The sequence below is a fragment of the Actinacidiphila guanduensis genome, from assembly GCF_900103985.1.
Taxonomy (GTDB): Bacteria; Actinomycetota; Actinomycetes; order Streptomycetales; family Streptomycetaceae; genus Actinacidiphila; species Actinacidiphila guanduensis.
In genome coordinates, this window is sequence record NZ_FNIE01000009.1 from 312,020 (window position 1) to 337,819 (window position 25,800).

Genomic DNA, 25,800 nt, shown 5'->3' on the forward strand with positions numbered 1-25,800 from the left:
GGGCGGGGTCCGTGGCGTGGATATGCCGGGGCCCGGCTCGGAGCGCGCCCGGCACGGAAGCCGGCACCCGGGTTCCTACTCCATGATCTCCTCCGGGGGTGCGGTGGGGGCGCCGGAGAGTTCCTGGAGCATCAGGGCGCGCAGGCGAAGGGTGCTGGTGAGGCGCTGGAACGCCTCGGACCAGTAGGCGCTCGCGCCCGGGGAACCCCCGGGGGACTCCTCCGTGGTGGCGGACAGCAGGGCGACCTGGTCGGCCGCGGCAGGGTCGAGGCAGCGCTCGGCCAGGCCCATCACCCCGCTGAAGCTCCACGGGTAGCTGCCGCCGTCCCGTGCGATGTCCAGCGCGTCGATCACCGCCCGGCCCAGCTCCGGGCTCCAGGGCACCGCGCACGCGCCCAGCATCTGGAACGCCTCCGACAGCCCATGCGCCGCCACGAACCGCGCCACCCACGCCGCCCGCTCCTGCGCCGGCAGGATCGACAGCAGCTTCGCCGGGTCGCCCACCGGGGTGACCGGCCCGGAACCGTCCGGCGGCGGCCCGAGCAGGGCCCGCGCCCACGCGGCGTCGCGCTGCCGCACCGCGGCCCGGCACCAGGACGCGTGCAGGTCGGGCTGCCAGTCGTCCAGCACCGGCAGGGCGACGATCTCCTCCGGGCTGCGGCCCCCGAACCGTTCGGTCCACATGCTCAGCGGCGCCGCGTCCACCAACTGGCCCAGCCACCACGAGCGTTCCCCCCGCCCGCTCGGCGGCTTGGGCGCCACCCCGTCGCGCTCCATCGCCGCGTCGCACTCGTACGGCGCCTCCACTGCTATGCCCTCGGCGGTCAGCGACACGCAGCTGCGGGCGCGGGCGGCCATCCGCGCGGCCAGCGCGGAACCGGGCAACGCCGACAGCAGTTCGGCGGCCGTGGCCCGTACGTTGCGGCTGCGGTCGGCCAGCGCCTCCTCCAGGAAGGGCTCGTCCGCCGGCGACAGGCCCGTCCGCAACGCGTCCATGAACATCAGCCGGTCCTCGGCCCGCTCGGTGCGCCAGGTCGAGGCGAGCATGTCGAGCCCGGCCGCCGGGTCCTCCCGCCGTACCGCCGTCAGCAGCGCGACCCGCTCGGCGAACAGGCCCTCCTCCCACAGCCGCGCCCGCGCCGACTCGTCCTCGGCGGCCGCCGCCGCGCCCACCGCGCCCCCGCCCGCCCGCAGCGCGAACTTCCAGTCGGGGTTCAGCGCCGCGAGCCACAGCGCACGCGGCCCCGCCACGGCGAGCGCGTCAGCCCGCAGGTCGGTACGGGAGCGGGCCGCGTCCAGCAACTCGGGCAGCAGCGCGTGCGGCACCGCCCAGCCGCGCTGCCGTGCGACGGCGAGCCACTGCGGCAGCAGCTCGGTCAGGTTGGGCGCCGCGCCCTGACGGCCCCGGCCGCTGCCGGTGAGCATCATCCGCAGCCGGCGGGCCGCCGCCTCGGGCAGCGGCGGCCGCGGATCGTCCGCCGCCTGCCCCGGCCGTGGCCCGGCCACCGCGGGCAGCACCCCGGCCCTGCGCCGGACCACGGCCTCGGCCGCCGCGTCCAGCAGCCCCTCGGCGGCCTCGGCCGCGTCCCCCACGATCCCCGCGGGCCGTCGGCGCTCGGTGCCGAGCAGCGCGCTGCCGACGAGGTCGTCCCACGCCACGGTCATCACCTGACCCCCTCTTCCTGCGGTGCTTCCGCTGTCGTCGCTCTGTGATCGCTCTGCCGTTGCTTCTGCCATCGCCGTGTGCCGACGTGCGCTGCCGCCTGCCGCCTGCCGCCTGCCGCCTGCCGCCGGTCCGGCCGGCCCGCCGGTCGGGGTCGTCCGGCCCTACGGGAACACCGCTGTCGCCGCCGGGCCCGGCCACGCCGTCAGCGGCCGGGCACCCATCGGCGTCAGCTCGGCGAAGACCGTCAGCGGGTGGCCGCCGGAGAGCGCGGCCAGTCGCCAGGGCGCGGGACCCGCGAGCGGCACGGCGTCCTGCGAGCCGGCGTCGGCGAGCTGCCAGCGGTCCGGCCCGGGTATGGGCACGACGTCGCCGAGCAGCACAGGCCACGCGTCCAGCCACGGATCGTCGGCCAGCGCCGCCCCGTAGGAGTCCAGGGCCGCGCCTATCGCGGTGCCGGACGGGACCGGGGCCGCCTCCGGCGCGGTGCGGTGCGGGCCCAGCGCGGCCCGCAGCGGCACGGCCGAGGGGTGGTAGGCCAGCTCGGCGTCCATCAGCACGCCCAACGGCAGCGCCAGTTGGGGCGCGCGCCCGGCCGCGCCGAAGTCCAGCACGAGGGCGAACCGACCGGCGCCGCCCGCGCTCCCGCCGCTGCCGTCGTGCAGCCATATCCGGCGGGTCGTCAGCCGGTCGTCCGCCGTGTCGTACTGCGCGACGACCTGCCAGCGGGCCTGCACGGTGGGCCCGGCGAGCAGGTCGGCGGAGTCCACGGTGAAGCCGATCCGGGACCGCACGGTGTCCACCAGCGGGCCGGGCAGGCCCTCCCGGCCCAGGAACCCGCGGGCCAGCAGGTGGAGCAGAGCGGTCTCCTCCAGCATTCGCGACGGCCAGTCGCCCCCTGAGGTGACGATGGACCCCAACTCCCGTACCCGCGCGGCCAGTCCGGGCGCCTGCGCGTCCACCATCCGGGCCGCCGTCTCCTCGAAGGGGCGGTGCCCGGCACTGTCGGCCCCCGCCAGGCCGCCCCGCAGCAGATCCGCGAGCCGCTGCTCCAGCTCGGCGGCGCCGCCCTCGACCCGCACGATCCGCCGCTCGGCCCGCCGCCTGGCCGCCTCCGCGTCGGCAGGCGCGGACGGGCGCGCGGGCTCGGCGGCCGCGGCCTCCTCCTTCTTCCGGCGCGCGGCGATCCACTCCGCGACCCATTCCGCTTCCTCGCCCGCCCTGCCCGCGGCGGCGATCGGCCCGTCGGAGCCCTCGGACCACAGCAGCAGCAGCGCCAGCGCGTGCTTGCACGGGAACTTGCGGCTCGGGCAGGTGCAGCGGAAGGCGGGGCCGCGCGTGTCCACCGCCGTCTGGTACGGCTTGCTGCCACTGCCCTTGCACAGCCCCCACACCGCTGTGCCCGCCGCCCCCGTGCCGGACCACGGCGCGGGCGAGGCCAGCTTCGCCCCCGCTTTGCGTGAGGCGGCGTCAGGTGCCAGCGCGAGCACCTGGTCCGCGGTCCACCGCGATTCCGTTTCTTCCATGTCACAGACCGTAGTGCTCCCCACTGACAATCGCTCTGACCTGCGCAAATAGCGCTGGGTGACCGATTGTCAGTGGTCGGGTGCATCGTGGAAGCACACCGAACGACCACGGGCCGAACGGCCCGTTCCACGTGAGTGGGGGAGAGCTGTGTCCACTGTGCCTACCGGGCCTACGACGCCTGCTGCCGTTCCTGGGCAGTCCACGTCACCGACGACGGCCGCCGGCACCGGCGCGGAGCCGGCCGACGCGCTGCGCCCGCACGCGGAGGAAGCCTTCGCGGACGAACTGGCCGCGCTCGCCGCCGCCGACGACCGGCCCCGCCCGGCCCGCTGGCGGCTGTCCCCGTGGGCCGTGGCCACGTACCTGCTGGGCGGCACCCTGCCGGACGGCACCGTGATCACCCCGAAGTACGTCGGCCCGCGGCGGATCGTGGAGGTCGCTGTCACCACGCTGGCCACCGACCGGGCGCTGCTGCTGCTCGGCGTGCCCGGCACCGCCAAGACCTGGGTCTCCGAGCACCTGGCCGCCGCCATCAGCGGCGACTCCACCCTCCTCGTCCAGGGCACCGCCGGCACCCCGGAGGAGGCGATCCGCTACGGGTGGAACTACGCGCAGCTCCTCACCCACGGCCCCAGCCGGGACGCACTCGTGCACAGCCCGGTCATGCGCGCGATGGCCGAGGGCCGGATCGCCCGCGTCGAGGAGCTGACCCGCATCCCGGCCGACGTGCAGGACACCCTCATCACGATCCTGTCCGAGAAGACCCTGCCGATACCGGAGTTGGGCAGCGAGACGCAGGCCGTGCGCGGCTTCAACCTGATCGCGACCGCCAACGACCGCGACCGCGGGGTCAACGACCTGTCGAGCGCGCTGCGCCGCCGCTTCAACACGGTGGTGCTGCCGCTGCCGGCCACCGCGGAGGAGGAGGTGGACATCGTCGCCCGCCGGGTCGACCAGATCGGCCGCGGGCTGGACCTGCCCGACGTCCCGCGCGGCGCCGACGAGATCCGCCGCGTCGTCACCGTCTTCCGCGAACTGCGCGGCGGCGTCACCGAGGACGGCCGCACGAAGGTCAAGTCCCCCTCCGGCACGCTCTCCACGGCCGAGGCGATCTCCGTGGTGACCAACGGCCTCGCGCTGGCCGCCCACTTCGGGGACGGCGTGCTGCGGGCCGGCGACGTGGCCGCGGGCATCCTCGGTGCCGTCGTGCGCGACCCGGCCGCCGACCGCCTGGTCTGGCAGGAGTACCTGGAGACGGTGGTCCGCGAGCGCGAGGGCTGGAAAGACTTCTACCGGGCCTGCCGGGAGGTGACGGCATGACACCCCCCGCCGACTCGCCGGCAGGCGCGGCATCGGGAGGCACCGCGCCCGCCCGCGGCGGCCCCGAGGACCTGCTGCTGCTCGGGGTGCGCCACCACGGCCCCGGCTCGGCCCGGGCGGTCCGCGCCGCCCTGGACGCGTACCGGCCGCAGGCCGTGCTCATCGAAGGCCCGCCGGAGGCCGACGCGCTGACCGCCCTGGCCGCCGACCCCGCGATGCGCCCGCCCGTCGCCCTGCTCGCCCACGTCACCGACGACCCGGCGCGGGCCGCCTTCTGGCCGTTCGCCGAGTTCTCGCCCGAGTGGGTGGCGATGCGCTGGGCGGCCGAGGCCAACGCCGAGGTCCGCTTCATCGACCTGCCGGCCGCGCACACCCTCGCCCTGCGCGAGGCCGAGGCCGCGGCGGAGGAAGCCACGGGGGAGGCGGCGCGGGGCCGCGAGGAGGAGGGCGGCCCGGGCCCGGCGGCCGCCACACCCACGGATGCTCCGGCGGACGGTCGGCGCGGGAGCGCGGGACAGGGGCCGGAAGGAGCCCGCGTCGAGGGCGCGGAGGAAGAAGGGGACGCGGACTCCGGGAGCACGGCCCCCGGGAGCGCCAGCCCCGAGGAGGGCGCCCCAGCGGGCGGCGGCCCCGGCGAGGGGCTCCCGGGCGGCGGCCCCGGCGAGGAGCCCGCGGCCGCCGCCCTTCGGGTCGACCCGATCGCGGTGCTCGCCGAGGCGGCCGGGTACGCCGACCCCGAGCGCTGGTGGGAGGACGCGGTGGAGCACCGCGGCAGCGGTGACCACGACCCGTACGGCCCGTTCGCCGCTCTCGCCGAGGCCATGGGCGAGATCCGCGCGGCCTACGGCGACGGGGGCGACCCCCGGGACCCGCTGCGCGAGGCCCACATGCGGCTGCGGATAAGGGAGGCCCGGCGCGCCCACGAGCGCACCGCCGTGGTCTGCGGCGCCTGGCACGTGCCCGCCCTGGCCGCCCGGAGCGCGGCCGCAGCCGACCGGGCGCTGCTGAAAGGCCTGCCGAAGGCCAAGGTCGAGACGACATGGGTGCCCTGGACCCACCGCCGCCTCGCCCGCGCCGGCGGCTACGGCGCGGGGATCGACTCCCCGGGCTGGTACCAGCACCTGTTCAGCGCGCCCGACCGCCCGGTCACCCGGTGGATGACAAAAATCGCCGGACTGCTCCGCGAGGAGGACCTGCCGGTGTCCTCCGCGCATGTGATCGAGGCGGTGCGGCTGGCCGACACGCTGGCCACCGTGCGCGGCCGCCCGCTGGCGGGCCTGGGCGAGACGATCGACGCGGTGCGGGCCGTGATGTGCGACGGCTCCGATGTGCCGCTGGCCCTGATCCGGGACCAGCTGGTCGTCGGGGACGCGCTCGGCGAGGTCCCGCCGGACGCCCCCGCGGTGCCGCTCGCCCGCGACCTGGCCCGCGAGCAGCGTCGGCTGCGGCTCAAGCCCGAGGCGCAGGAGCGGGAGCTGGAGCTCGACCTGCGCAAGGACACCGACACGGCCCGCAGCCGCCTGCTGCACCGGCTGCGGCTGATCGGGGTGCCCTGGGGCGAGCCCGCCGCCGGACGGTCGGGGACGGGCACCTTCCGGGAGACCTGGCGGCTGCGCTGGGAGCCGGAGTTGTCGGTGCGGATCGCCGAGGCGGGCATCTGGGGCACCACCGTGGCCGCCGCTGCGGGCGCCCGCGCGCAGGACCTCGCCCAGGGCGCGGCCACACTCGCCGAGGTCACCTCGGTCGCCGAGCGGTGCCTGCTCGCCGGGCTCGGCGAGGCGCTGCCCGAGGTGATGCGGCTGCTGGCCGACCGCGCGGCGCTCGACGCCGATGTCGCACACCTGGCGGCGGCCCTGCCCGCGCTGGTCCGCGCAGTGCGGTACGGAGACGTGCGCGGTACCGACTCCGCCGCCCTGGCCCGGGTCGCCTCGGGCCTGGCCGAGCGGATATGCGTCGGCTTCCCGCCGGCCTGCGTCGGCCTCGACGCGGACGGCGCCGCGGCCCTGCGCGTCCACCTGGACGAGGTGCACCGGGCCGTCGCCCTCCTCGACAAGCCGTTGCGCGACCGCTGGGCCGCGATGCTGGGCGCCCTGGCCCGCAGGGACGAGGCGGTGCCCGGCCTGCTGCGCGGCGCCGCCGCCCGGTTGCTGCTGGACGAAGGGCGGCTCGACGCCGAGGAGGCCGCCCGGCTGATGGGCCTGGCCCTCTCGCCCGGCACCGGCCCGGCGCAGGCCGCGGGCTGGGTCGAGGGGTTCCTCGCCGGCGGCGGCATGCTGCTGGTGCACGACGAGCGGCTGCTCGCCCTGGTGGACGGCTGGCTGAGCGAGGTGCCCGCGGAGGCGTTCACCGACGTCCTGCCGCTGCTGCGGCGGACGTTCGCGCAGTTCGAGCCCGGAGTGCTGCGCTCGCTGGGCGACCTGGTCCGGCGCGGCCCGGCAGCGGCCCGCCGCCCCGCGCCGGCGACCGGCGACTCCGGCCTGCCCGGGTTCGGCCCCGGCCTGGACGTCGCGCGGGCGAACGCGGCGGCCGGTACCGTACGGCTGCTGCTCGGCCGCCGTACGACCGCCGGCCTCGCCGACCTCCGCCACCCGCCCGCCGCACAGGACCCCGCACAGGACCCGGACGGCCGGGCCTCCGGCCACCGCGACGCCCTGGCGCAAGCGGCGACCGCAGGACCGGCCGCGCCTGCGAACGCCCTGGCGTACGCGGCCCGTTCCACCGCCCGGGGCCGCCTCGCCCCGCAGCCGGCGGCGCACCCGAGCCACGCGCCCGCCCGTACGGCGGCGGCAACGGCGACAGCACCCCGCACCCTCCGACCCGCCCACCCCGACAGGAGCCCCGCAGATGACTGACACCGAGGAGCGGCTGCGCCGCTGGCGGCTGGTGCTCGGCGGGGCCGCCGCAGCGGGCGCGGAAAGCGGCGGCTGGTCGCTCGGCAGCCGGGACGCGGCCATGGACCGCACCCTGACCGCCGTGTACGGCAGCGGCGGTTCCGGCGGCGAGCAGCGCTCGGCCGGGCTCGGCGGCTCCGCGCCCCAGGTCGCCCGCTGGCTCGGCGACATCCGCACGTACTTCCCCAGCTCCGTGGTGCAGGTGATGCAGCGCGACGCGATCGACCGGCTGGGGCTGTCCGCGCTGCTGCTGGAGCCGGAGATGCTGGAGGCGGTCGAGGCCGACGTGCACCTGGTCGGCACCCTGCTCTCGCTGAACAAGGCGATGCCGGAGACGACCAAGCAGACCGCGCGGAGCGTGGTCCGCAAGGTGGTCGAGGACCTGGAGAAGCGGCTGGCCACCCGCACCCGCGCCACCCTCACCGGCGCGCTGGACCGCTCGGCCCGCACCCACCGCCCCCGGCACCGCGACATCGACTGGGACCGCACGATCCGCGCCAACCTGCGGCACTACCTGCCCGAGCACGGCACGATCGTGCCCGAGCGGCTGGTCGGCTACGGCCGGGCGGACCGCGCGGTGAAGAAGGACGTCGTGCTGTGCATCGACCAGTCCGGCTCGATGGCCGCCTCCGTCGTCTACGCCTCGGTCTTCGGCGCCGTGCTGGCCTCGATGCGGTCGATCGACACCAAGCTGGTGGTCTTCGACACCGCGGTGGTGGACCTCACCGACCAGCTGGACGACCCGGTCGACGTCCTGTTCGGCACCCAGCTCGGCGGCGGCACCGACATCAACCGGGCGCTGGCCTACTGCGAGTCGCTGATCACCCGCCCCGCCGAGACCGTGGTGGTGCTCATCAGCGACCTGTACGAGGGCGGCATCCGCGACGGCATGCTCAAGCGGGTGGCGGCGATGAAGGCGGCCGGTGTGCAGTTCGTCGCGCTGCTCGCCCTCTCCGACGAGGGCGCCCCCTCCTACGACCGGGAGCACGCGGCCGCGCTCGCCGCTCTGGGCGCCCCCGCCTTCGCCTGCACCCCCGACCTGTTCCCGGAGATCATGGCCGCCGCGATACAGAAGCGCCCGCTGCCGGTGCCCGAGACGTGAGCCCGGGACGTGAGCCCGGGGCCTGAGCCGGAGGCGATCTGTGACCGTTCTCACCGCCGCCAAGTGATCCGCGATTTAGGCCGCCACCCGGCTCGGCGATAACCTGCAAGACGGACATGCCGCGTACCCGGTCACCGTGTGTGCGCTTCCTTGTGACAGTGCAGTCGCCCTGCCCGTAGCGGCACGCCCAGCCGATCAGGCGGCGCTGTACCTCACGGCGGCAGCTGCCTGCGAGACGCTGAATTCCACGAAAACCCGAGGAATCCAGGAAACCAAAGGGAGACGGACGCGCGTGGACCTGTTCGAGTACCAGGCGAGGGACCTCTTCGCCAAGCACGGTGTACCGGTGCTGGCCGGTGAAGTCATCGACACGCCTGAGGCGGCGCGCGAGATCACCGAGCGGCTGGGCGGCAAGTCGGTCGTCAAGGCCCAGGTCAAGGTGGGCGGCCGCGGCAAGGCCGGCGGTGTGAAGCTGGCCGCCAGTGCGGACGAGGCCGTCGCGCGCGCGACGGACATCCTCGGCATGGACATCAAGGGCCACACGGTCCACAAGGTGATGATCGCCGAGACGGCCCCGGAGATCGTCGAGGAGTACTACGTCTCCTTCCTCCTGGACCGCTCCAACCGCACCTTCCTCTCCATCGCCTCCGTCGAGGGCGGCATGGAGATCGAGGAGGTGGCGGCGACCCGCCCCGAGGCCGTGGCCAAGATCGCGATCGACGCCATCGAGGGCGTGGACAAGGCGAAGGCCGAGGAGATCGTGGCGGCCGCGAAGTTCCCGGCCGAGGTCGCCGACCAGGTGGCCGACGTCCTGGTGAAGCTGTGGGAGGTCTTCGTCAAGGAGGACGCCCTGCTGGTCGAGGTCAACCCGCTCGCCAAGGTGGCCTCCGGCGCGGTCCTCGCGCTCGACGGCAAGGTCTCGCTGGACGAGAACGCCGAGTTCCGCCACCCCGACTTCGCCGAACTGCACGACCGGGCGGCCGCCAACCCGCTGGAGGCCGCGGCCAAGGCCAAGGGCCTGAACTACGTCAAGCTCGACGGCGAGGTCGGCATCATCGGCAACGGCGCCGGCCTGGTCATGTCGACCCTGGACGTCGTCGCCTACGCCGGCGAGAAGCACGGCAACGTCAAGCCGGCCAACTTCCTCGACATCGGCGGCGGCGCGTCCGCCGAGGTGATGGCGAACGGCCTGGAGATCATCCTCGGCGACCCGGACGTGAAGTCCGTTTTCGTCAACGTCTTCGGCGGTATCACCGCGTGCGACGAGGTCGCCAACGGCATCGTGCAGGCCCTGGCGCTGCTCGCCTCCAAGGGCGAGGAGGTCACCAAGCCGCTGGTGGTCCGGCTCGACGGCAACAACGCGGAGCTGGGTCGCAAGATCCTCTCCGACGCCAACCACCCGCTGGTGCAGCGCGTGGACACCATGGACGGCGCGGCCGACAAGGCCGCCGAGCTGGCTGCGAAGTAAGGGAAGAGGACTTCAGAACACCATGGCTATCTTCCTGACCAAGGACAGCAAGGTCATCGTCCAGGGCATGACCGGCGCCACCGGCATGAAGCACACCACGTTGATGCTGGCCGACGGCACGAACATCGTCGGCGGCGTCAACCCGCGCAAGGCCGGCACCACCGTCACCTTCGAGCAGGGCGACGTGCCCGTGTTCGGCAGCGTGAAGGAGGCGATGGAGGCCACCGGCGCCGACGTCACCGTCATCTTCGTGCCGGAGAAGTTCACCAAGGACGCGGTCGTCGAGGCGATCGAGGCCGAGATCCCGCTCGCGGTCGTCATCACCGAGGGCGTCGCGGTCCACGACACCGCCGCGTTCTGGGCGCTCGCCCAGGCCAAGGGCAACAAGACCCGCATCATCGGCCCGAACTGCCCCGGCCTGATCACCCCCGGCCAGTCCAACGCGGGCATCATCCCCGGCGACATCACCAAGCCCGGCCGCATCGGCCTGGTCTCCAAGTCGGGCACGCTGACCTACCAGATGATGTACGAGCTGCGCGACATCGGCTTCTCCTCGGCGGTCGGCATCGGCGGCGACCCGATCATCGGCACCACCCACATCGACGCTCTCGCCGCGTTCGAGGCCGACCCCGACACCGACCTGATCGTCATGATCGGCGAGATCGGTGGCGACGCCGAGGAGCGGGCCGCGGCCTACATCGAGAAGAACGTGACGAAGCCGGTCGTCGGCTACGTGGCGGGCTTCACCGCGCCCGAGGGCAAGACCATGGGCCACGCCGGCGCCATCGTCTCCGGCTCCTCCGGCACCGCGCAGGCCAAGAAGGAGGCCCTGGAGGCCGCGGGCGTGAAGGTCGGCAAGACGCCGTCCGAGACCGCCCGCCTGGCCCGGTCGATCCTGGCCGGCTGATCCTCCACGGCGCCGCAGGAACGGGCCCGCTCCCCGCGAGGGGGCGGGCCCGTTCCGTGCGCCGGGCGGCTTCTCCGACGGCGGCCCGAGGCTGACGGCCACGGGCCACCCGAGGGGCGAGTCGGAGCCGTACGCCCGGGTGCCGCCGACCGGGGACCGGAGCCGGCGGTGGGCCGAGGTGGACGGCCGCGGGCTGCGTGCGGGGGTGCGAGTGCGGGACGTCTGCCCGGGTGCCGCTGACCGCGCCGATCGAGGGCCGCTTCCCCGAAGGAGCTAGCGGTGGGCCGACGCTGACGGCCGCGGGGTGTCCGCGGGGTGCGACCCGGAGAGGTGCCCCGGAGTGACGATGACCGCGACGGTGGTGACGACGGCGATCACCGCGGTGAGCGCGTAGGCCCCGAGCGTGCGCTGCCGTACCCCGCGCTCGCTCGCCCGGCGCAACTCGGCGGCCCGCTGCCGCGGTTCGAGGCCGGGCTCGGCGGACCCGGTGGACCCGGAAAGCTCGGCAGTCCGGGAGGACCAGGCGGTCCCGGGCGGCAGAGCGAGCAGGGCGCCCAGCCGCTCCGGCAGCGCCTCGCTCTCCAGGTCCGGCACCGCCTCGACCAGCGCTTGCCGGGCCCCCGCGATGCGCGCTTCGGCCGCCGGCAGCGTCGCCTCCACCTCGCCGGCGGCCGCCTCCAGATCGAGCCCGAGGCCGTCGTGGAGCAGCACCGCGGTGCGCTGCCCCGGCGGCAGGTCGAGCAGCGCTGCCGCGAGCGGGCCCTGCGGGGTGCGCGGCTGCCGTCGGCACCCGCCGGGTGCCCACGCCGGGATCCACCGCTGCCACGGCGAGAACGCCTGCTCATAGGCGGCCGCCCGGACCCAGCCCACGGGATCACGGTCCCGCGCGACCTCGGGCCACCGCTGCCACGCCAGGTCGTAGGCGCACTCCACCGCGTGCCGCGCCCGCGCGGGATCGCCCGTCAGCAGCTCCACCTGCCGCACCAGCCCGGCCGCCGCCGCCCGGTACAGCCGGTCGAAGGCGTCCTCGGGCGACCCGCCACCCTCGACCCCGACCGCCACCCGTCGCTCGCGAGTTCCCCCAGGACCACCCGTTCCGGCGTGCGGCTCGGGGGTTGCCGTATCGGGTGTCCCCGCTGGGCTCGGTCCCGCGTGCGGCTCGAGTGTTGCCCTCTCGGGAGTCCCCACGGAGCCCGCCTCGGCCTTCGACGTGGGCTTCGCCGTATCGGCGGTTCCCGCCGAGTTCGGCCCCGCGTGCCGCTCGGGTGCCGTCGTCAGGAGGCCGCGCACACCGCGTTCCTCGCCGAAGCCCTCCGCGAGCGGGGCGGGCACGGCATCCGCGTCATTGTCCGCGAGGATCTCGCCGACGCGGGCGGCCAGCACCCTTGCCCGGGCGAGGGGTTCGTCCAGGACGGAGCGCCGGGCCCTGGGCGGCTCCGGTGCCGCCCGGCCGGCGTCCGGCGGCCGGCTCTCCCGCTCGGACGCCGACTTCGTCGGTACGCCCACGGCCGTCGGCCGGGCGGCGGCGATCGCCGTGGTGCCCGCCGGTGCCCGCACCACCGTCCGCCCGCCCCGCGCGGCCCCTTTCCCGCTCCCCGCGCCCGCCGCGGCGAGATCCACCGCCCCCGCGGCCTGACCGGACGCCCCAGGTGGCCCACTCACGCCCTTGGCCGGAGCCTTCGTCTTCGCGGGCAACATCGCCGTCGCGCTCCCCGCCCCCTTCGCGGCAGCGGCGACCGCCGAGCCCTTCCCCGCCGCCGTCGTACGCGCCCGCTTGCGGCTCCTGCGGCCCCGGCTCATCGGCCCACCGCCCGAGCCGGAGCGGCGGACGGATCACCGTACGAGGTGGCGATCAGGCGAGCTGACGGTCCCAAGAAACGACACATAGCCGACATTTTCTGCGACACGACGACTTATTGCCCGTTGCCGGGGTGAAACGGTGTGTTCCTGACAGCATGGGTGGCCGTGACGCATGCCAGTGACCGAGTGACGCCCGCACCCGCCCCGGCCGCGGGCGCCGCCGTACGAGGCGCCTCGGCCGGGACCCCGGCGGCCGGAGCACCGCACTGGGCCGCGGTCCGGGTGTCGGCGCTGGCCGCGGGCGTGGCGGCGGCCGGGCTCGCGCTCGGCGGGATCGCGGCCGTGGTGCTGCTGCTGTGGATCGGCTCGCCGTTCCCGGACAGCGGCCTGGGCGGCGCCCTGCACATCGGCGCCGACCTGTGGCTGCTCGCCCAAGGCGCCGACCTGGTGCGGACCGACACGCTCTCGGGCGACCCCGCGCCCCTGGCGATCCCTCCGCTGCTGCTCAGCGCGCTGCCCGCCTGGCTGGTCTTCCGCGGCACGGCCTCCGCCGTCGCCATGGCACTGGGCCGCGATGAGGACGACGACAACCCCGAACGGCCCGCCCGGCGCCGTACGCCCCGCCGCCCCGCCGTGCCGCTGGACGCGTATGCCCTGCGCTGCGCCGGCGCCGTCACCGGCTGGGTGCTCGCCGGCTACCTGACCCCGGTGGCCTGCGCCGTCGTCTACGCCTCGGCCGGCAGCATCCACGTCGACCTGCCGACCGCGCCCTACGTCGCCCTGTTCGCCGCCTGCGCCGCCGCCCTCGGGGCCTGGTCGGGGGCCGGCCGCCCGGGCGCGGACGACCTGCGCGCCCCCCGCGTCCGCCGGGCGCGCGCGTACCTGCGCGAGGCGGGGGCCGCGGTGCGCGCGGCCGCGATCGGCGGCGGACTGCTGCTCGGCGGCGCCGCGCTGCTCGGCGCCGCGGCCCTGGCCTGCCACCCGGAAGTGTCGGGCCGCTCGTACGGGCACCTCAGCGACGGGCTCGTCGGGCGCTTCTCGGTGCTGCTGGTGGCGGCCGGGCTGGTGCCGAACCTCGTGGTGTGGGCGGCCGCGTACACGCTCGGCACCGGCTTCTCGATCGGTGCCGGCAGCATCGTGCGGCCGGCGGGGGACATCGGCTACGGGCCGCTGCCGGACTTCCCGCTGCTGGCGGCGCTGCCCGGCGAGGGCGGCTCGTGGCTCGGCTGGACGACGCTCGCGCTGCCGGGCCTGGCCGCCCTCGCGGTGGCCTGGTGCGTCGGCAACGGCGGGCGCTCGGCGGCGGGCACGGCCCGGGTGGCGGCGGAGGCCGCGCTGGTGACGGGCGGCGGGTTCGCCGTCCTTGCGGCGTGGGCGGGCGGCCCGGTGGGCGCCCAGCGGCTGGCGGAGTTCGGGCCGGCCTGGTGGTCGGCCGCTGGCGCGGCGGCCGGCTGGGTGCTGGTGCTCGGGCTGCCGGGCGCGCTGCTGCTGCGCTACCGCCTCGCCCATCCGCCGCACCCGTGGCGGGCGTTGCTGCGATCGGCCCGTCCGCGGCTGCCCCGCCAGCAGGCGGGCGAGAAGGGGACGGCGCCCGCAGCCGAGGGGACGGCGAGGACACCGGGACCTCGGGGACTGCTGCCGCGCCGAGCACGGGGGACCGCGGCCGTACCGCGGGAGACGCCGGAGGAAGCCCCCCGCCGGAGGTTCGGCGCGCTGTTCGGCAGGAGGACGGGTGCGGGCGAGGCCGCTGCCTCGGAAAGCACGCCTGCCGCGGCCGGTCCAGGGGCGGACCCGCTGCCCTGGCCGGCGCCCGCGCCGCTGCCGCTCTTCCCGCCCCCGCTGCCGGACCTGCCGCCCTCGGAGCCGCCGGCCCCGCACCTGCCGCCGGGGCCGCCCCCGGTGCCGCCGCTGCCGATCTCCGACCCGCCGCCGGACGGACCGCCGGCGGGCCCGTGACCGCGGGCCGCAAGCTTTTCCGCCGCCCGCGTGCCGGGCGGACGCGGGGTCAGTCCCGCAGCGCCGGCAGGTCGCGCAGCGGCGAGGGGAGCAGCTTCTGGCAGGCGTGCGAGGCGGGCGCCGTCAGGGCGTCGGACTTGCAGTCGTAGTAGCCGCGGTAGGCGAGCTGGAAGCCGTAGGTGGAGAAGACGATCGCCAGGGTGACGCCGCTGGTGACGATGCCCGTCCAGGCCGCCGTCAGGAAGGAGCGCTGGGCGTCGGGGCCCGGCGCGGGCGGGGCCGGGCGCGGGGTCTGGGTGGCGTCGGCGAGCGCGGAGGCGGCCTGGGCGCGGGCCTGGGCGCGGTCCTCGGGCGACATCCGCAGCGCGCTGATGCCCCAGTACAGGGCGAGCGCGCCGAGCAGCAGACCGACCGCGGTCCAGCCGAGCAACGCGAAGATCAGGCCCCAGCCGCCGCACACCAGCGCGTAGCGGGAGCGGCGCTGGGCGGGGTCGGTCGGGTCGAAGCGCGGGCCCTGGCCCTGCGGGCCGGACGGGGGCTGCTGGCCGCCGTCGGGCCGGCGGGCGAAGGGATCGGGCCGGCCGGACTGCGGCTGGCGGCTGCTCCACTGGCTGCCCCACACCGGCGGGCCCTGCGGCGGCTGCCCCCGGCCGGGGCCGGCGTCCGGTCCCGGCGCACCCTCGGAGCCGCCGGAATCCTGCTCACCTGCGCCGTGGCCGCCCGCGGGCTGCCGCGGCTGCCACGGGCGGTCCGGGGCTCCCTCGGGCGGGGGCGCGAACGGGTTGTCCCGCTGGTCGCCCTCGGGCGCGCGCAGCGCGCGTTCGATTCGGACGCTGCTCATGATGTGATGCGCCATCCCCTTGGGCTCGACTCCTGTCGCGTACGTGTTCTCTCAGGCAGACGCTACCGCCCGCGCGCGCCCCCGTCCCGTGGGGGCCGGGCGGAGTGCCGGTATCGTTGCTGACGGTCGGCGGTCTCGTAGGGTTCCCCGGAATCGGAGCGGACCCCGCCTCAGAGGAACGTCCAAGGAAACACCCGCCGAAGCAGACACATTTCCCGTACCGCCCCGAGGAAGGCCCCCGCACGTGGCCCCCCGTACTCCCGCCCGCCTCGTCGTGTTGGTCTCCGGTTCGGGTACGAACCTGCAGGCGCTGCTCGACGCGATCGAGGCCGACCCCTCCTACGGCGCCCGGATCGTCGCGGTCGGTGCCGACCGCGACGGCATCGCCGGGCTGGACCGCGCCCGCGCTGCGGGCCTGCCCACCTTCGTGGTGCGGGTCAAGGACCACGAGGACCGCGCGGCCTGGGACCTGGCGCTTGCCGAGGCGGTCAGCGCGCACCGGCCGGATCTGGTGGTCTCCGCGGGCTTCATGAAGATCGTCGGCAAGGAGTTCCTGGCGCGGTTCGGCGGGCGGTTCGTCAACACCCACCCGGCGCTGCTGCCGAGCTTCCCGGGTGCGCACGGGGTGCGCGACGCGCTCGCGTACGGGGCGAAGGTGACCGGCTGCACCGTCCACTTCGTCGACGACGGCGTCGACACCGGGCCGGTCATCGCCCAGGGCGTGGTCGAGGTCCGGCCGGACGACACGGAGGACGCGCTCCACGAGCGCATCAAGGAAGTCGAGCGGCGGCTGCTCGTCGACGTGGTGGGACGGCTGTCCCGCGACGGCTACCGCATCGAGGGACGAAAGGTAATGATTCCGGCATGAGTGCCACCCCCCAGGAGAACGGAACCCAGCGGCCCATCCGCCGCGCGCTGATCAGCGTCTACGACAAGACCGGCCTGGAGGAGCTGGCCCGCGGGCTGCACGAGGCCGGCGTCGAGCTGGTCTCGACCGGCTCGACCGCCGGGCGGATCGCGGCGGCGGGCGTGCCCGTCACCAAGGTCGAGGAGCTGACCGGCTTCCCCGAGTGCCTGGACGGCCGGGTCAAGACCCTGCACCCGCGGGTGCACGCCGGCATCCTCGCCGACCTGCGGCTGGAGGACCACCGGCGCCAGCTGGAGGAACTGGACGTGCGGCCCTTCGAGCTGGTCGTCTCCAACCTCTACCCCTTCCGCGAGACGGTCGCCTCGGGCGCGAGCGCCGACGAGTGCGTGGAGCAGATCGACATCGGGGGCCCCTCGATGGTGCGGGCCGCGGCCAAGAACCACCCCTCGGTCGCCATCGTCACCAGCCCCGACCGCTACGGCGACGTGCTCGCCGCGGTGCGCGCCGGCGGCTTCGACCTGGCGGCCCGCAAGCGGCTGGCCGCGGAGGCGTTCCAGCACACGGCCGCGTACGACGTGGCGGTCGCCTCCTGGTTCGCCTCCGACTACGCGCCCGACGGTCCGGAGACCGGTTCCGGCACGCAGGAGGCGCTCCCGTCGTTCACCGGGGCCACCTACACCCGGCAGAGCACCCTGCGCTACGGCGAGAACCCGCACCAGGCCGCCGCCCTCTACTCCGACGGCAGCGGCGCGGGCCTGGCCGGTGCCGAGCAGTTGCACGGCAAGGAGATGTCCTACAACAACTACGTGGACACCGAGGCCGCCCGCCGGGCCGCCTACGACCACGAGGGCGTGTGCGTCGCGATCATCAAGCACGCCAACCCGTGCGGGATCGCGGTGGGCGCGGACGTCGCCGAGGCGCACCGCAAGGCGCACGCGTGCGACCCGCTCTCGGCGTTCGGCGGCGTCATCGCCGTCAACAGCCCGGTGTCGGTGGCGATGGCCGAGCAGGTCGCGGAGATCTTCACCGAGGTGATCGTCGCGCCCGGCTACGAGGACGGCGCCGTGGAGGTGCTGGCCCGCAAGAAGAACATCCGGGTGCTGCGCTGCGCCCAGGCGCCCGCGGCCACCGTCGAGCAGCGGCCGATCGAGGGCGGGCTGCTCGTGCAGACCAAGGACCGCCTCCAGGCCGAGGGCGACGACCCGGCGACCTGGACGCTGGCCGCCGGCGAGGCGCTGTCGGCCGACGAGCTCGCCGACCTCGCCTTCGCCTGGCGGGCCTGCCGGGCGGTGAAGTCGAACGCGATCCTGCTCGCCAAGGACGGCGCGACGGTCGGTGTCGGCATGGGCCAGGTGAACCGGGTGGACTCCGCGAAGCTCGCGGTGGAGCGGGCCGGGGCCGATCGGGCGGCGGGCTCCTTCGCCGCCTCCGACGCCTTCTTCCCCTTCCCCGACGGCTTCGAAGTGCTCGCCGCCGCCGGTGTCCGGGCGGTCGCCCAGCCGGGCGGGTCGATCCGCGACGAGGCCGTGGTCGAGGCCGCGCGCAAGGCGGGCGTGACGATGTACTTCACGGGCACGCGCCACTTCTTCCACTGAGCCGGACGCGCACGGCTGCCGTGGCGCGCAAAGCCGCGCCAGCCAATGCGCGCAAGAGGGGGCGGCCTTCGGGTTCGAAGGCCGCCCCCTTCCTCATGCGGGCGTGTGCGCGGGCGCGGGCTACTGCGGGTCCTTGATCACCACGGTGTGGACGATCTTGTCGGTGAAGGTCTGGTTCTTGTCGTCCCACAGCGGCCACAGGTAGCCGAGGTAGCAGGGGATGCCGTCGATGATGTGCAGCAGGCGGCGGCCGAAGGCGAGGCCGAAGCCGAGGGTGGAGCCGTCGTACTCGCGCAGCAGCCGGATGCCGACGATGCGCTTGCCCGGGGTCTGGCCCGTCTTCCCCTCGCGGTAGCACAGGTAGAGGGCCACGATCAGGCTGAGCAGGGCGCCGATGAGGATCATCGCGACGACGCCGCCGCCCGCCTTCGGGGTCGGGCACGCGTCGTGCGGGATGCCGACCCGGTCGCAGTCGTCCCAGCGGTCGGCGAGCTTCACCGAGTAGCGCGTGTAGCCGGCGATGATCAGGCCGCTCGGCACCAGGAAGAACATCAGGCCGTCCAGGAGCGTGGCGCCCACGCGCGCGCCCCAGGACGCCAGCGGCGGCATGCCCGGCAGCGGACCGGCCTGGCCGTAGCCGCCGGGGTAGCCGGCCTGCTGCGGGAAGGGCGGGTAGCCGGCGGGTTGCCCGTAGCCCGGCTGCGGCTGCCCGTACGGGCCCGGCTGCGGGTACGCGGGCGGCTGCTGGGGGTAGCCGTAGGGCTGCTGCGGCTGGCCGTAGGGCGACGGCGGGCCGTCGTAGGGGCCGGGAGGCTGGCTCACGTGCTGATCCTTCTGGGCGGGGACGGGGCGGTCGGCGGACGCGTCAGGTGACGCGGCACATCGTCCGGCGGCGCCGGGCCCGGGCGCAAGGGACAAATGCGCCCGGACACGCGCGGGTTGGCCGCACGGGCAGGTCCGCGCCGTGCGGGCGCGGCCCAGGAGGCGCCCGGGACCGCTCCCCGGCCGGTCCGGCTGCGGCCCGGGAACGGTCGGCGGCCCTTTCCGGCCGGCCCACCGCCGCACCGGACCGGTCCCCGGACGGATTGGTCGCGGGCGGGCCCGATCCGCGATTATGGGGGGCATGACCGCCCAGATTCTCGATGGCAAGGCCACCTCCGCAGCGATCAAGTCCGAGCTGACCGCGCGCGTCCAGGCCCTCAAGGCCCGCGGGGTCCATCCCGGCCTCGGCACGCTGCTGGTCGGCGACGACCCGGGCAGCAAGTGGTACGTCGCGGGCAAGCACCGCGACTGCGCGGAGGTGGGCATCGGCTCCATCCAGCGCGAACTGCCGGACACCGCCTCCCAGGAGGAGATCGAGGCGGTCGTCCGCGAGCTGAACGAGGACCCCGCCTGCACCGGATACATCGTTCAGCTGCCGCTGCCCAAGGGCATCGACACCAACCGCGTGCTGGAGCTGATGGACCCGGCCAAGGACGCGGACGGCCTGCACCCGACCAACCTGGGCCGCCTGGTGCTCGGCGTCACCGCCCCGCTGCCCTGCACGCCCAACGGCATCGTGGAACTGCTGCGGCGGCACGGCGTGGCGATCAACGGGGCGCACGTGGTCGTCGTCGGCCGCGGCATCACCGTCGGGCGGTCCATCGGGCTGCTGCTCACCCGCAAGTCCGAGAACGCCACGGTCACCCTCTGCCACACCGGCACCCGCGACCTGTCGGCCCAGCTGCGGCAGGCCGACATCGTCGTCGCCGCGGCCGGCGTGCCGCACATCGTCAAGCCCGAGGACGTCAAGCCGGGCGCGGCCGTCCTCGACGTCGGCGTCAGCCGCGACGAGCACGGCAAGATCGTCGGCGATGTGCACCCCGGCGTCGCCGAGGTCGCCGCCTGGCTGTCCCCGAACCCGGGCGGCGTCGGCCCGATGACCCGCGCGCTGCTGCTGCAGAACGTCGTGGAGGCGGCCGAGCGCGCCGCGGGCCATGTCGGCTGAGGCCGCGGGGGAGTTCCCCGCCGCCGCGCCCCTTCCCGCCGCGGAGGGCACCGCGCACACGGCCGCCCGCGAGCCCGGGGGGCGGCCCCCGGAGATCACCCGCGGCACCGCGCGGCCCGAGGGCGGGGGCCGCGCGGCCGGCGGCGCCGCCCCGGCTCCGGCCCGTCAGTGGCCGATCCTGCTGGTCCTGGCGGGTGCCCTGATCGGGCTCGTCGTCACCGCGACCGGGCAGTTCCGGGCGGGCACGATCATCGTCGGCGCGTCCCTGCTGGTCGGCGCGGGGCTCCGCTGGGCGCTCACCGCGGTGGGCATGCTGGCGGTGCGCAGCCGCTTCACCGACGTGATCACCTACGGCATCCTCGGCGCCGCCATCCTGCTCCTCGCGCTCATGGCGCAGCCCGATCCGGTCATCCGCATCCCCTTCCTCGAGGACATCATCCACTTCTCCGTTCGCTAGGCGCGTTCTCCTTCCGCTGGGGGACTCCTCTCGCTGGGCGCTTGCTGTTCGACGGGCGCTCTCCATCCCACGGGGTGCTCGCTGTTCGCCGGGCGGTGTTCACCCGGGCGGCGCGTTCACCCGGGCGGTGTTCACCCGGGCAGTGCTCACCCGGGCGGCGTTCGCCGGGCGAGGTGCGCCGGGCCGTGTTCGGGGCGTTCGTGGGCTGCCCGCCGCACCCGTGGGCTGCCCGCTGCACCCGATGCGGGGCCGCTTCGGCCTTTCCGGTGCGGGCACCCCGCAGGGGGTTTCCGGGTTCCCGGCCTTCCGGCTGGGCGACCCGCGCGGGCTGCGCGCGTCCAGCCGTGCCGGGGCGCCCCGGCGCCCGGTGGGACCAATGGGCCCGGTGGGCGGTGGGGGCCAAGGGCCGGATGGGGTAGCGGAGTTGGGGCAGGTCGGCCCGTATCCGTAAAAGCTCCTCCTTACGCGGGTGTGTCGTTCTAGCGTGGCTCGCATGGCTCGGTGGGAACCGCTGGCGGAGCGCGTACCGGTCGACGCGCGGCGGCTGGCGACGCAGTTGCGGCGGATGAAGGACCGCAGTGGGCTGACGGTGCCCGCGCTGGCGGCGCGGACCGCGCAGCCCGCCGAGGTGTGGGAACGGGCGCTCGCTGGGCGGCAGTTGCCCCCGCTAGACGCCGTGGAGGTACTTGCCCAGGCGAGCGGCGCGGACTACGAGCGGATCGCCGCCCTGTGGCGGCTGGCGCAGAAGTCCGCCGAGGCCACCGGTGACCGCGGCCGAGGGCGGCCCGTGCCCGACCCGGACCCCCTCGACCCGCTCGGACCCGACGAGGGGCTGCCGCACCGGAGCAGGCGCGTGCTGGCCCTGGCGCTCGTCGGGCTCCTGGCGGCCGGAGCGCTGGTCGCGGTGCTGGTGACCGCCGGCTCGGGCGCGGACAGAAACCCGGCGGGCAGCGCCGTGCCCACCGACACCGGCTCGCCGGGCAGCGCCACGCACTCCCCGGGCGGAGCGGGCCCCGGAACCGGCAGCCCCGGCCAGGACCCCCCGGGTGCCCCCTCCACGTACGCGCCCCGAACGGACGGCGCCGAACTGCCCCTCAGCCGCACCACCACCACGGCCTCGCCCACCGGCTCCACCCCGCCCGGCAGCCCCTCCGGCGGCGGCAGCTCCGCACCACCCCCGGCCACCGGCACCGGCGCGGGCACCGGCTCAGCACCGCCCACGGCCCCACCGTCCGCACACTCGACCTCGAACCCCTCGTCCACGGCTCCCACACCCACTCCCACCTCGTCCGGAATCTGCATCGGTGTCATCGTGCTCGGCATTTGCATCCGCTGAACGCAATCCACAGGCACACCACTCGAACGTGTGATCGATGCGATGAACGGCCCGGCGACGCGCGCCCGACCGTCCCCGGGTGCCCGCGTCACCGCCGCGGACGGCGCGCGATAGCCTGGCGGGTGGCTCTCTTGACGCCGAGAGATCCACGTTCAGGGCCGCTCGGGCCACTGCCGGGGCGACCGCCGACGCAGCAGTTCCGCAGCAGAAGAGGCCAGGAGAAGGCAATGACTCGCACTCCCGTCAACGTCACCGTCACCGGAGCGGCCGGCCAGATCGGCTATGCCCTGCTCTTCCGTATCGCCTCGGGCCATCTGCTCGGCGCGGACGTACCGGTCAAGCTGCGCCTGCTGGAGATCACCCCGGCACTGAAGGCCGCCGAGGGCACCGCCATGGAACTGGACGACGCGGCCTTCCCGCTGCTGCGCGGCATCGACATCACCGACGACGCCAACACCGCCTTCGACGGCGCCAACGTGGCGCTGCTGGTCGGCGCCCGCCCCCGCACCAAGGGCATGGAGCGCGGCGACCTCCTGGAGGCCAACGGCGGCATCTTCAAGCCGCAGGGCAAGGCCATCAACGACCACGCGGCCGACGACATCAAGGTGCTCGTGGTCGGCAACCCGGCGAACACCAACGCGCTGATCGCCCGCGCCGCCGCCCCGGACGTCCCCGCGGACCGCTTCACCGCGATGACCCGCCTCGACCACAACCGCGCCATCGCCCAGCTGGCGAAGAAGACCGGCGCGCAGGTCTCCGACATCCGCCGCGTCACCATCTGGGGCAACCACTCCGCCACCCAGTACCCGGACATCTTCCACGCGGAGATCGCGGGCAAGAACGCCGCCGAGGTCGTGGCCGACGAGCAGTGGCTCGCCGACACCTTCATCCCCACCGTCGCCAAGCGCGGCGCCGCCATCATCGAGGCCCGCGGCGCCTCCTCGGCGGCCTCCGCCGCCTCGGCCGCCCTGGACCACGTGCACACCTGGGTGAACGGCACGGCGGACGGCGACTGGACCTCCATGGGCATCGTCTCCGACGGCTCCTACGGCGTTCCCGAGGGCCTGGTCTCCTCCTTCCCGGTCACCACCAAGGACGGCTCCTTCGAGATCGTCCAGGGCCTGGAGATCAACGAGTTCTCCCGGCCCCGCATCGACGCCTCGGTGAAGGAGCTGGAGGAGGAGCGCGAGGCCGTGCGCGCCCTCGGCCTCGTCTGAGCCGGCCGCACACCCGCCGGTAAGGGGCGCCGTCCGAGGGCGGCGCCCCTTACGCGTCTGCCACCGGCCCGACGGCCTCCGCGAGCAGGTCGCACAGCAGCTCCAGCGCCCCGCCGAAGGCGTGGTCCGGCGGGGCGCCGTAGCCGACGAGAAGGGCGGGCCCTGCGTCCGGAAGCGTGCCCATGGCGGCGAGGTCGGGCAGCGCGAGGCCGCGGCTGCGGGCGCGCGCGACCAGGGCCTCCGCCGGACCCGCGCTCTCGGGCAGGCGCAGCACGGCGTGCAGCCCGGCGGCGATCCCCGACACCCGCACCCCAGGCGCCCGTTCGGCCAGCGCGGCCACCAGGCGGTCCCGCCGGGCCCGGTAGCGCAGCCGCATCCGCCGCACATGGCGGTCATGAGCGCCGGAGGAGAGGAACTCCGCGAGGGTGAGCTGGTCGAGCACCGGCGAGTTGAAGTCGGCCAGGCGCTTCTCGCGCAGTACGGCGTCCAGCAGGTGCTCCGGCACGGCGATCCACGCCAGCCGCAGCCCGGGCGCGAGGCTCTTGCTCGCCGTGCCCGCGTACACCACGTGCTCGGGCGCGAGCCCTTGGAGCGCGCCCACCGGCTGCCGGTCGTAGCGGAACTCGCCGTCGTAGTCGTCCTCGATCACCAGGCCGCCGGTCTCACGCGCCCAGGCGACGACCGCGGTGCGGCGCTCGGGGGACAGCAGGGCGCCGGTGGGGAACTGGTGGGCGGGGGTCAGCAGCGCCGCGTGGGTGCGCGCGTCCAGGGCGGCCACTTGGGCGCCGTCCTCGTCGAGCCGCAGGGGCGCGGTGTGCAGGCCGGACGCCCGCAGGACGGCGCGGATGTCGGGCAGGCCCAGCTCCTCGACCGCGATCCGGCGCGCGCCCCTGGCGTGGAGGGCCCGGCCCAGCAGGCCCACGGCCTGCACGAACCCCGTGCACACCACGATCCGTTCGGCGTCCGCGCGCACCCCGCGCACCCGCGCCAGGTACTCGGCGAGGGCACTGCGCAGCTCCGGGCGTCCGCGCGGGTCGGTGTAGCCGAACGCCTCGCTGGGGGCGGCTGTCAGCGCCCTGCGCGCGGCGGCCGCCCAGGCGCTGCGGGGGAAGGCCGAGAGGTCCGGGGAGCCGGGCGTCAGCGAGTAAGGAGGCTCGGGTGCCCGGCCGCCATGGTGGCGAGGCACTTCCCCGCGCCCTGGCGGCGGAGCACTCGGCCGCGGTGCCACGCTCGTGCCCGAGCCCTGACGGGCGGTCAGCCACCCCTCGGCGACGAGCTGGGCGTAGGCGTCGGCGACGGTGTTGCGGGCCAGCCCCAGGTCACGGGCGAGCGCGCGGCTGGAGGGCAGCCGTCCGCCCGGCGCCAGCCGCCCCTCCCGTACCGCCTCGCGCAGCGCCGCCTCCAGCCCGGCCCGCGCGCCCGCGCCGCGGCGGCGCTCGGCGGCGAGGTCGATCAGCAGGTCGTAGCCTGTGCCGCGGGGGCCGCCGGCCCGGCCGTCGGCTGCGGAAGTGGCCCGGTCATCCATGGTCCAAGTGGACCATGGGACGGGGCCACCGGGCACCTACGGTGGCGGTATGACGATCAACGACACCGCCGCCCCCGCCGACCCGCAGACCGTGCCCGCCCCGGCCCGGCGCATCGACCTGAACGACCGCGCCTCCGATGTGTACAAGGCGATGTTCGCCCTGGACAAGGCCGCCTCGGCGGGACTCGACCCGGTGGTGCGCGAGCTGGTGCGGGTGCGGGTCTCGCAGCTCAACGGCTGCGCCTACTGCACCGACCAGCACAGCGCCGAGGGCCTCAAGGTGGGCGTCGGACAGCGGAAGCTGCTCGCGCTGACCGTCTGGCGCGAGACGCCCTTCTTCACCGCCCGCGAGCGGGCTGCCCTGGCACTCGCGGAGGCCGTCACCCGGCTCGACCCGCACGGCGTGCCGGACGAGGTCTACGACGCGGCCGCGGCGCTGTTCGACGCCGACGAGCTGCCCCGGCTGATCGCGATGTGCGTGACGATGAACGCCTGGACGCGGATCGGTGTGACCTGCCGGATGTCGCCCGCGCCCGAGGCATGATCCGGCGGCGGGGTCGGCGGTAAGGCCCGCCTCCCTGGAGGCGGGCCCTTACAGGCGCGAAGGGGCGCGGTGGCCGTGCTGCTGGGGGAGCGAGGGCAGTTCCCCGGCGCCGAAGGGGAAGATCCGCAGCGGCCGCCACACCCCGTCGGCGCCCTGCTCGTAGAGGGCGAAGCCCGACGCGGTCCACTGGGCGCCGAAGCCCGCCAGCTCGCTCTGCGCCCGGTCCATGGCGGCCTCGGCGATGCCGTGCGCCACCGTGACGTGCGGGTGGTACGGAAACTGCAACTCGCGCGCCAGCGGCCCGGAGCGCACCAGCTCCTGCAGGGCGGCGCACTCGGGCCCGCCTTCCGCCACCCGCACGTACACCACCGGGGAGACCGGGCGGAAGGTGTCGGTGCCCTCCAGGCGCATCGTGAACGGGCGGCCGTGGGCGGCCACCTGCGCCAGGTGCCTGCCGATGACGGGGAGTTCGGCGCGGGCGACCCCGGTGGGCGGAAGCAGCGTCACATGGGTGGGGATGGCACAGGCCGCGGGGTCGCCGAAGCCGGCCCGCAGGTCCTGGAGCAGCCGTCCGTAGGGCTCCGGGACCGCGATGGACACGCCGATGGTGGTGCTCCCCACTTGCGTTCACCCCTTCCCCGGGCCGACTCGCGGTCGTGCTCGTCCTCAGTGTCGCGCGCATGCGTACGAATCGGACGGCGCCCGGCAGCGACGTCGGTCACAGCCCGCTCACACCGGCCGCACTGCCGCGGCCGGCTCCCGCTTCCCTTCCTCCCCCGCGCCCCTCCTCGCCGTC

20 protein-coding genes are annotated in these 25,800 nt (G+C 75.5%); 13 read left to right on the forward strand and 7 right to left on the reverse strand.

Going from position 1 to position 25,800, the window contains the following annotated elements; all coding sequences use genetic code 11:
• Positions 1-75: 75 nt before the first annotated feature.
• Together BLR33_RS21445 and BLR33_RS21450 are read right to left on the reverse strand one after the other, a co-directional pair.
• Positions 76-1,665, reverse strand: a complete 1,590-nt coding sequence (locus tag BLR33_RS21445; RefSeq protein ID WP_093786168.1) for a DUF5691 domain-containing protein — start codon at positions 1,663-1,665, stop codon at positions 76-78.
• A gap of 162 nt (positions 1,666-1,827) precedes the next feature.
• Complete coding sequence (locus BLR33_RS21450) at positions 1,828-3,189, reverse strand: SWIM zinc finger family protein (protein WP_093786169.1); 1,362 nt, start codon at positions 3,187-3,189, stop codon at positions 1,828-1,830.
• Positions 3,190-3,346: 157 nt separating this feature from the next.
• On the opposite strand from BLR33_RS21450, the gene BLR33_RS21455 reads away from it, so the two are divergent.
• The 5 genes from BLR33_RS21455 (at position 3,347) to sucD (ending at position 10,878) form a co-directional block, all read left to right on the forward strand.
• On the forward strand, positions 3,347-4,510 hold the full coding sequence (locus BLR33_RS21455; RefSeq protein ID WP_407639707.1) for an ATP-binding protein: 1,164 nt from the start codon (positions 3,347-3,349) through the stop codon (positions 4,508-4,510).
• Entirely contained in the window at positions 4,507-7,362 is a 2,856-nt protein-coding gene (locus BLR33_RS21460) for a DUF5682 family protein (protein WP_245771553.1), read from the forward strand. The genes BLR33_RS21455 and BLR33_RS21460 overlap by 4 nt, the downstream gene beginning before the upstream one ends.
• Positions 7,355-8,503, forward strand: a complete 1,149-nt coding sequence (locus BLR33_RS21465) for a VWA domain-containing protein (protein ID WP_093786170.1) — start codon at positions 7,355-7,357, stop codon at positions 8,501-8,503. The genes BLR33_RS21460 and BLR33_RS21465 overlap by 8 nt, the downstream gene beginning before the upstream one ends.
• A gap of 292 nt (positions 8,504-8,795) precedes the next feature.
• A complete protein-coding gene (sucC, locus tag BLR33_RS21470) occupies positions 8,796-9,971 on the forward strand; it encodes an ADP-forming succinate--CoA ligase subunit beta (RefSeq protein WP_093786171.1) in 1,176 nt (391 codons plus the stop codon).
• 22 nt (positions 9,972-9,993) lie between these two features.
• Positions 9,994-10,878: a succinate--CoA ligase subunit alpha gene (gene sucD, locus BLR33_RS21475; protein WP_093786172.1), complete on the forward strand. Its 885-nt coding sequence runs from the start codon at positions 9,994-9,996 to the stop codon at positions 10,876-10,878.
• 273 nt (positions 10,879-11,151) lie between these two features.
• Here sucD and BLR33_RS34805 read toward each other — a convergent pair whose 3' ends face one another.
• The gene (locus BLR33_RS34805; protein WP_143031729.1) at positions 11,152-12,438 is read right to left on the reverse strand and encodes a hypothetical protein; all 1,287 of its coding nucleotides are present in this window, start codon (positions 12,436-12,438) and stop codon (positions 11,152-11,154) included.
• 405 nt (positions 12,439-12,843) lie between these two features.
• On the opposite strand from BLR33_RS34805, the gene BLR33_RS21490 reads away from it, so the two are divergent.
• Positions 12,844-14,634: a cell division protein PerM gene (locus BLR33_RS21490; RefSeq protein WP_143031730.1), complete on the forward strand. Its 1,791-nt coding sequence runs from the start codon at positions 12,844-12,846 to the stop codon at positions 14,632-14,634.
• Between the two features lie 49 nt (positions 14,635-14,683).
• Here the strand turns inward: BLR33_RS21490 and BLR33_RS21495 are convergent, their stop codons facing one another.
• Positions 14,684-15,475 carry a hypothetical protein gene (locus BLR33_RS21495; protein ID WP_143031731.1) on the reverse strand — a complete coding sequence of 264 codons (792 nt, stop codon included), beginning with the start codon at positions 15,473-15,475 and terminating at the stop codon, positions 14,684-14,686.
• Between the two features lie 244 nt (positions 15,476-15,719).
• On the opposite strand from BLR33_RS21495, the gene purN reads away from it, so the two are divergent.
• Together purN and purH are read left to right on the forward strand one after the other, a co-directional pair.
• Positions 15,720-16,343, forward strand: a complete 624-nt coding sequence (gene purN, locus BLR33_RS21500) for a phosphoribosylglycinamide formyltransferase (protein WP_093786177.1) — start codon at positions 15,720-15,722, stop codon at positions 16,341-16,343.
• On the forward strand, positions 16,340-17,938 hold the full coding sequence (purH, locus tag BLR33_RS21505; RefSeq protein ID WP_093786178.1) for a bifunctional phosphoribosylaminoimidazolecarboxamide formyltransferase/IMP cyclohydrolase: 1,599 nt from the start codon (positions 16,340-16,342) through the stop codon (positions 17,936-17,938). The genes purN and purH overlap by 4 nt, the downstream gene beginning before the upstream one ends.
• A gap of 120 nt (positions 17,939-18,058) precedes the next feature.
• Here purH and BLR33_RS21510 read toward each other — a convergent pair whose 3' ends face one another.
• A complete protein-coding gene (locus BLR33_RS21510) occupies positions 18,059-18,760 on the reverse strand; it encodes an RDD family protein (protein ID WP_245771554.1) in 702 nt (233 codons plus the stop codon).
• A gap of 301 nt (positions 18,761-19,061) precedes the next feature.
• Between BLR33_RS21510 and BLR33_RS21515 the strand changes: the two genes are divergently transcribed.
• The 4 genes from BLR33_RS21515 (at position 19,062) to BLR33_RS21530 (ending at position 22,935) form a co-directional block, all read left to right on the forward strand.
• The gene (locus BLR33_RS21515; RefSeq protein WP_093786180.1) at positions 19,062-19,925 is read left to right on the forward strand and encodes a bifunctional methylenetetrahydrofolate dehydrogenase/methenyltetrahydrofolate cyclohydrolase; all 864 of its coding nucleotides are present in this window, start codon (positions 19,062-19,064) and stop codon (positions 19,923-19,925) included.
• Complete coding sequence (locus BLR33_RS21520; RefSeq protein WP_093786181.1) at positions 19,915-20,382, forward strand: DUF3017 domain-containing protein; 468 nt, start codon at positions 19,915-19,917, stop codon at positions 20,380-20,382. Before BLR33_RS21515 ends, BLR33_RS21520 begins: the two co-directional genes overlap by 11 nt.
• Before the next feature lie 493 nt (positions 20,383-20,875).
• Entirely contained in the window at positions 20,876-21,718 is an 843-nt protein-coding gene (locus BLR33_RS21525) for a helix-turn-helix domain-containing protein (RefSeq protein ID WP_093786182.1), read from the forward strand.
• 227 nt (positions 21,719-21,945) lie between these two features.
• Entirely contained in the window at positions 21,946-22,935 is a 990-nt protein-coding gene (locus tag BLR33_RS21530; protein ID WP_093786183.1) for a malate dehydrogenase, read from the forward strand.
• A gap of 49 nt (positions 22,936-22,984) precedes the next feature.
• On the opposite strand, the gene pdxR is transcribed toward BLR33_RS21530, so the two are convergent.
• Complete coding sequence (gene pdxR / locus BLR33_RS21535; RefSeq protein ID WP_093786184.1) at positions 22,985-24,460, reverse strand: MocR-like pyridoxine biosynthesis transcription factor PdxR; 1,476 nt, start codon at positions 24,458-24,460, stop codon at positions 22,985-22,987.
• Between the two features lie 49 nt (positions 24,461-24,509).
• Here pdxR and BLR33_RS21540 point away from each other — a divergent pair, with 49 nt between their 5' ends.
• Positions 24,510-25,004, forward strand: coding sequence for a carboxymuconolactone decarboxylase family protein (locus BLR33_RS21540; protein WP_093786185.1), 495 nt, complete (start codon positions 24,510-24,512; stop codon positions 25,002-25,004).
• A 48-nt stretch (positions 25,005-25,052) separates the two neighbouring features.
• Here the strand turns inward: BLR33_RS21540 and BLR33_RS21545 are convergent, their stop codons facing one another.
• A complete protein-coding gene (locus tag BLR33_RS21545) occupies positions 25,053-25,625 on the reverse strand; it encodes a 2'-5' RNA ligase family protein (protein ID WP_093786186.1) in 573 nt (190 codons plus the stop codon).
• Positions 25,626-25,800: the final 175 nt, after the last annotated feature.

Excerpts from the sequence above, each read along its gene's own strand:
- BLR33_RS21445 (WP_093786168.1), bottom strand. The coding sequence starts at position 1,665 with ATGACCGTGGCGTGGGACGACCTCGTCGGCAGCGCGCTGCTCGGCACC.
- BLR33_RS21450 (WP_093786169.1), bottom strand. The coding sequence starts at position 3,189 with ATGGAAGAAACGGAATCGCGGTGGACCGCGGACCAGGTGCTCGCGCTG.
- BLR33_RS21460 (WP_245771553.1), top strand. The coding sequence starts at position 4,507 with ATGACACCCCCCGCCGACTCGCCGGCAGGCGCGGCATCGGGAGGCACC.
- BLR33_RS21465 (WP_093786170.1), top strand. The coding sequence starts at position 7,355 with ATGACTGACACCGAGGAGCGGCTGCGCCGCTGGCGGCTGGTGCTCGGC.
- sucD (WP_093786172.1), top strand. The coding sequence starts at position 9,994 with ATGGCTATCTTCCTGACCAAGGACAGCAAGGTCATCGTCCAGGGCATG.
- BLR33_RS21495 (WP_143031731.1), bottom strand. The coding sequence starts at position 15,475 with ATGAGCAGCGTCCGAATCGAACGCGCGCTGCGCGCGCCCGAGGGCGAC.
- purH (WP_093786178.1), top strand. The coding sequence starts at position 16,340 with ATGAGTGCCACCCCCCAGGAGAACGGAACCCAGCGGCCCATCCGCCGC.
- BLR33_RS21515 (WP_093786180.1), top strand. The coding sequence starts at position 19,062 with ATGACCGCCCAGATTCTCGATGGCAAGGCCACCTCCGCAGCGATCAAG.
- BLR33_RS21520 (WP_093786181.1), top strand. The coding sequence starts at position 19,915 with ATGTCGGCTGAGGCCGCGGGGGAGTTCCCCGCCGCCGCGCCCCTTCCC.
- BLR33_RS21525 (WP_093786182.1), top strand. The coding sequence starts at position 20,876 with ATGGCTCGGTGGGAACCGCTGGCGGAGCGCGTACCGGTCGACGCGCGG.
- BLR33_RS21530 (WP_093786183.1), top strand. The coding sequence starts at position 21,946 with ATGACTCGCACTCCCGTCAACGTCACCGTCACCGGAGCGGCCGGCCAG.
- pdxR (WP_093786184.1), bottom strand. The coding sequence starts at position 24,460 with ATGGATGACCGGGCCACTTCCGCAGCCGACGGCCGGGCCGGCGGCCCC.
- BLR33_RS21540 (WP_093786185.1), top strand. The coding sequence starts at position 24,510 with ATGACGATCAACGACACCGCCGCCCCCGCCGACCCGCAGACCGTGCCC.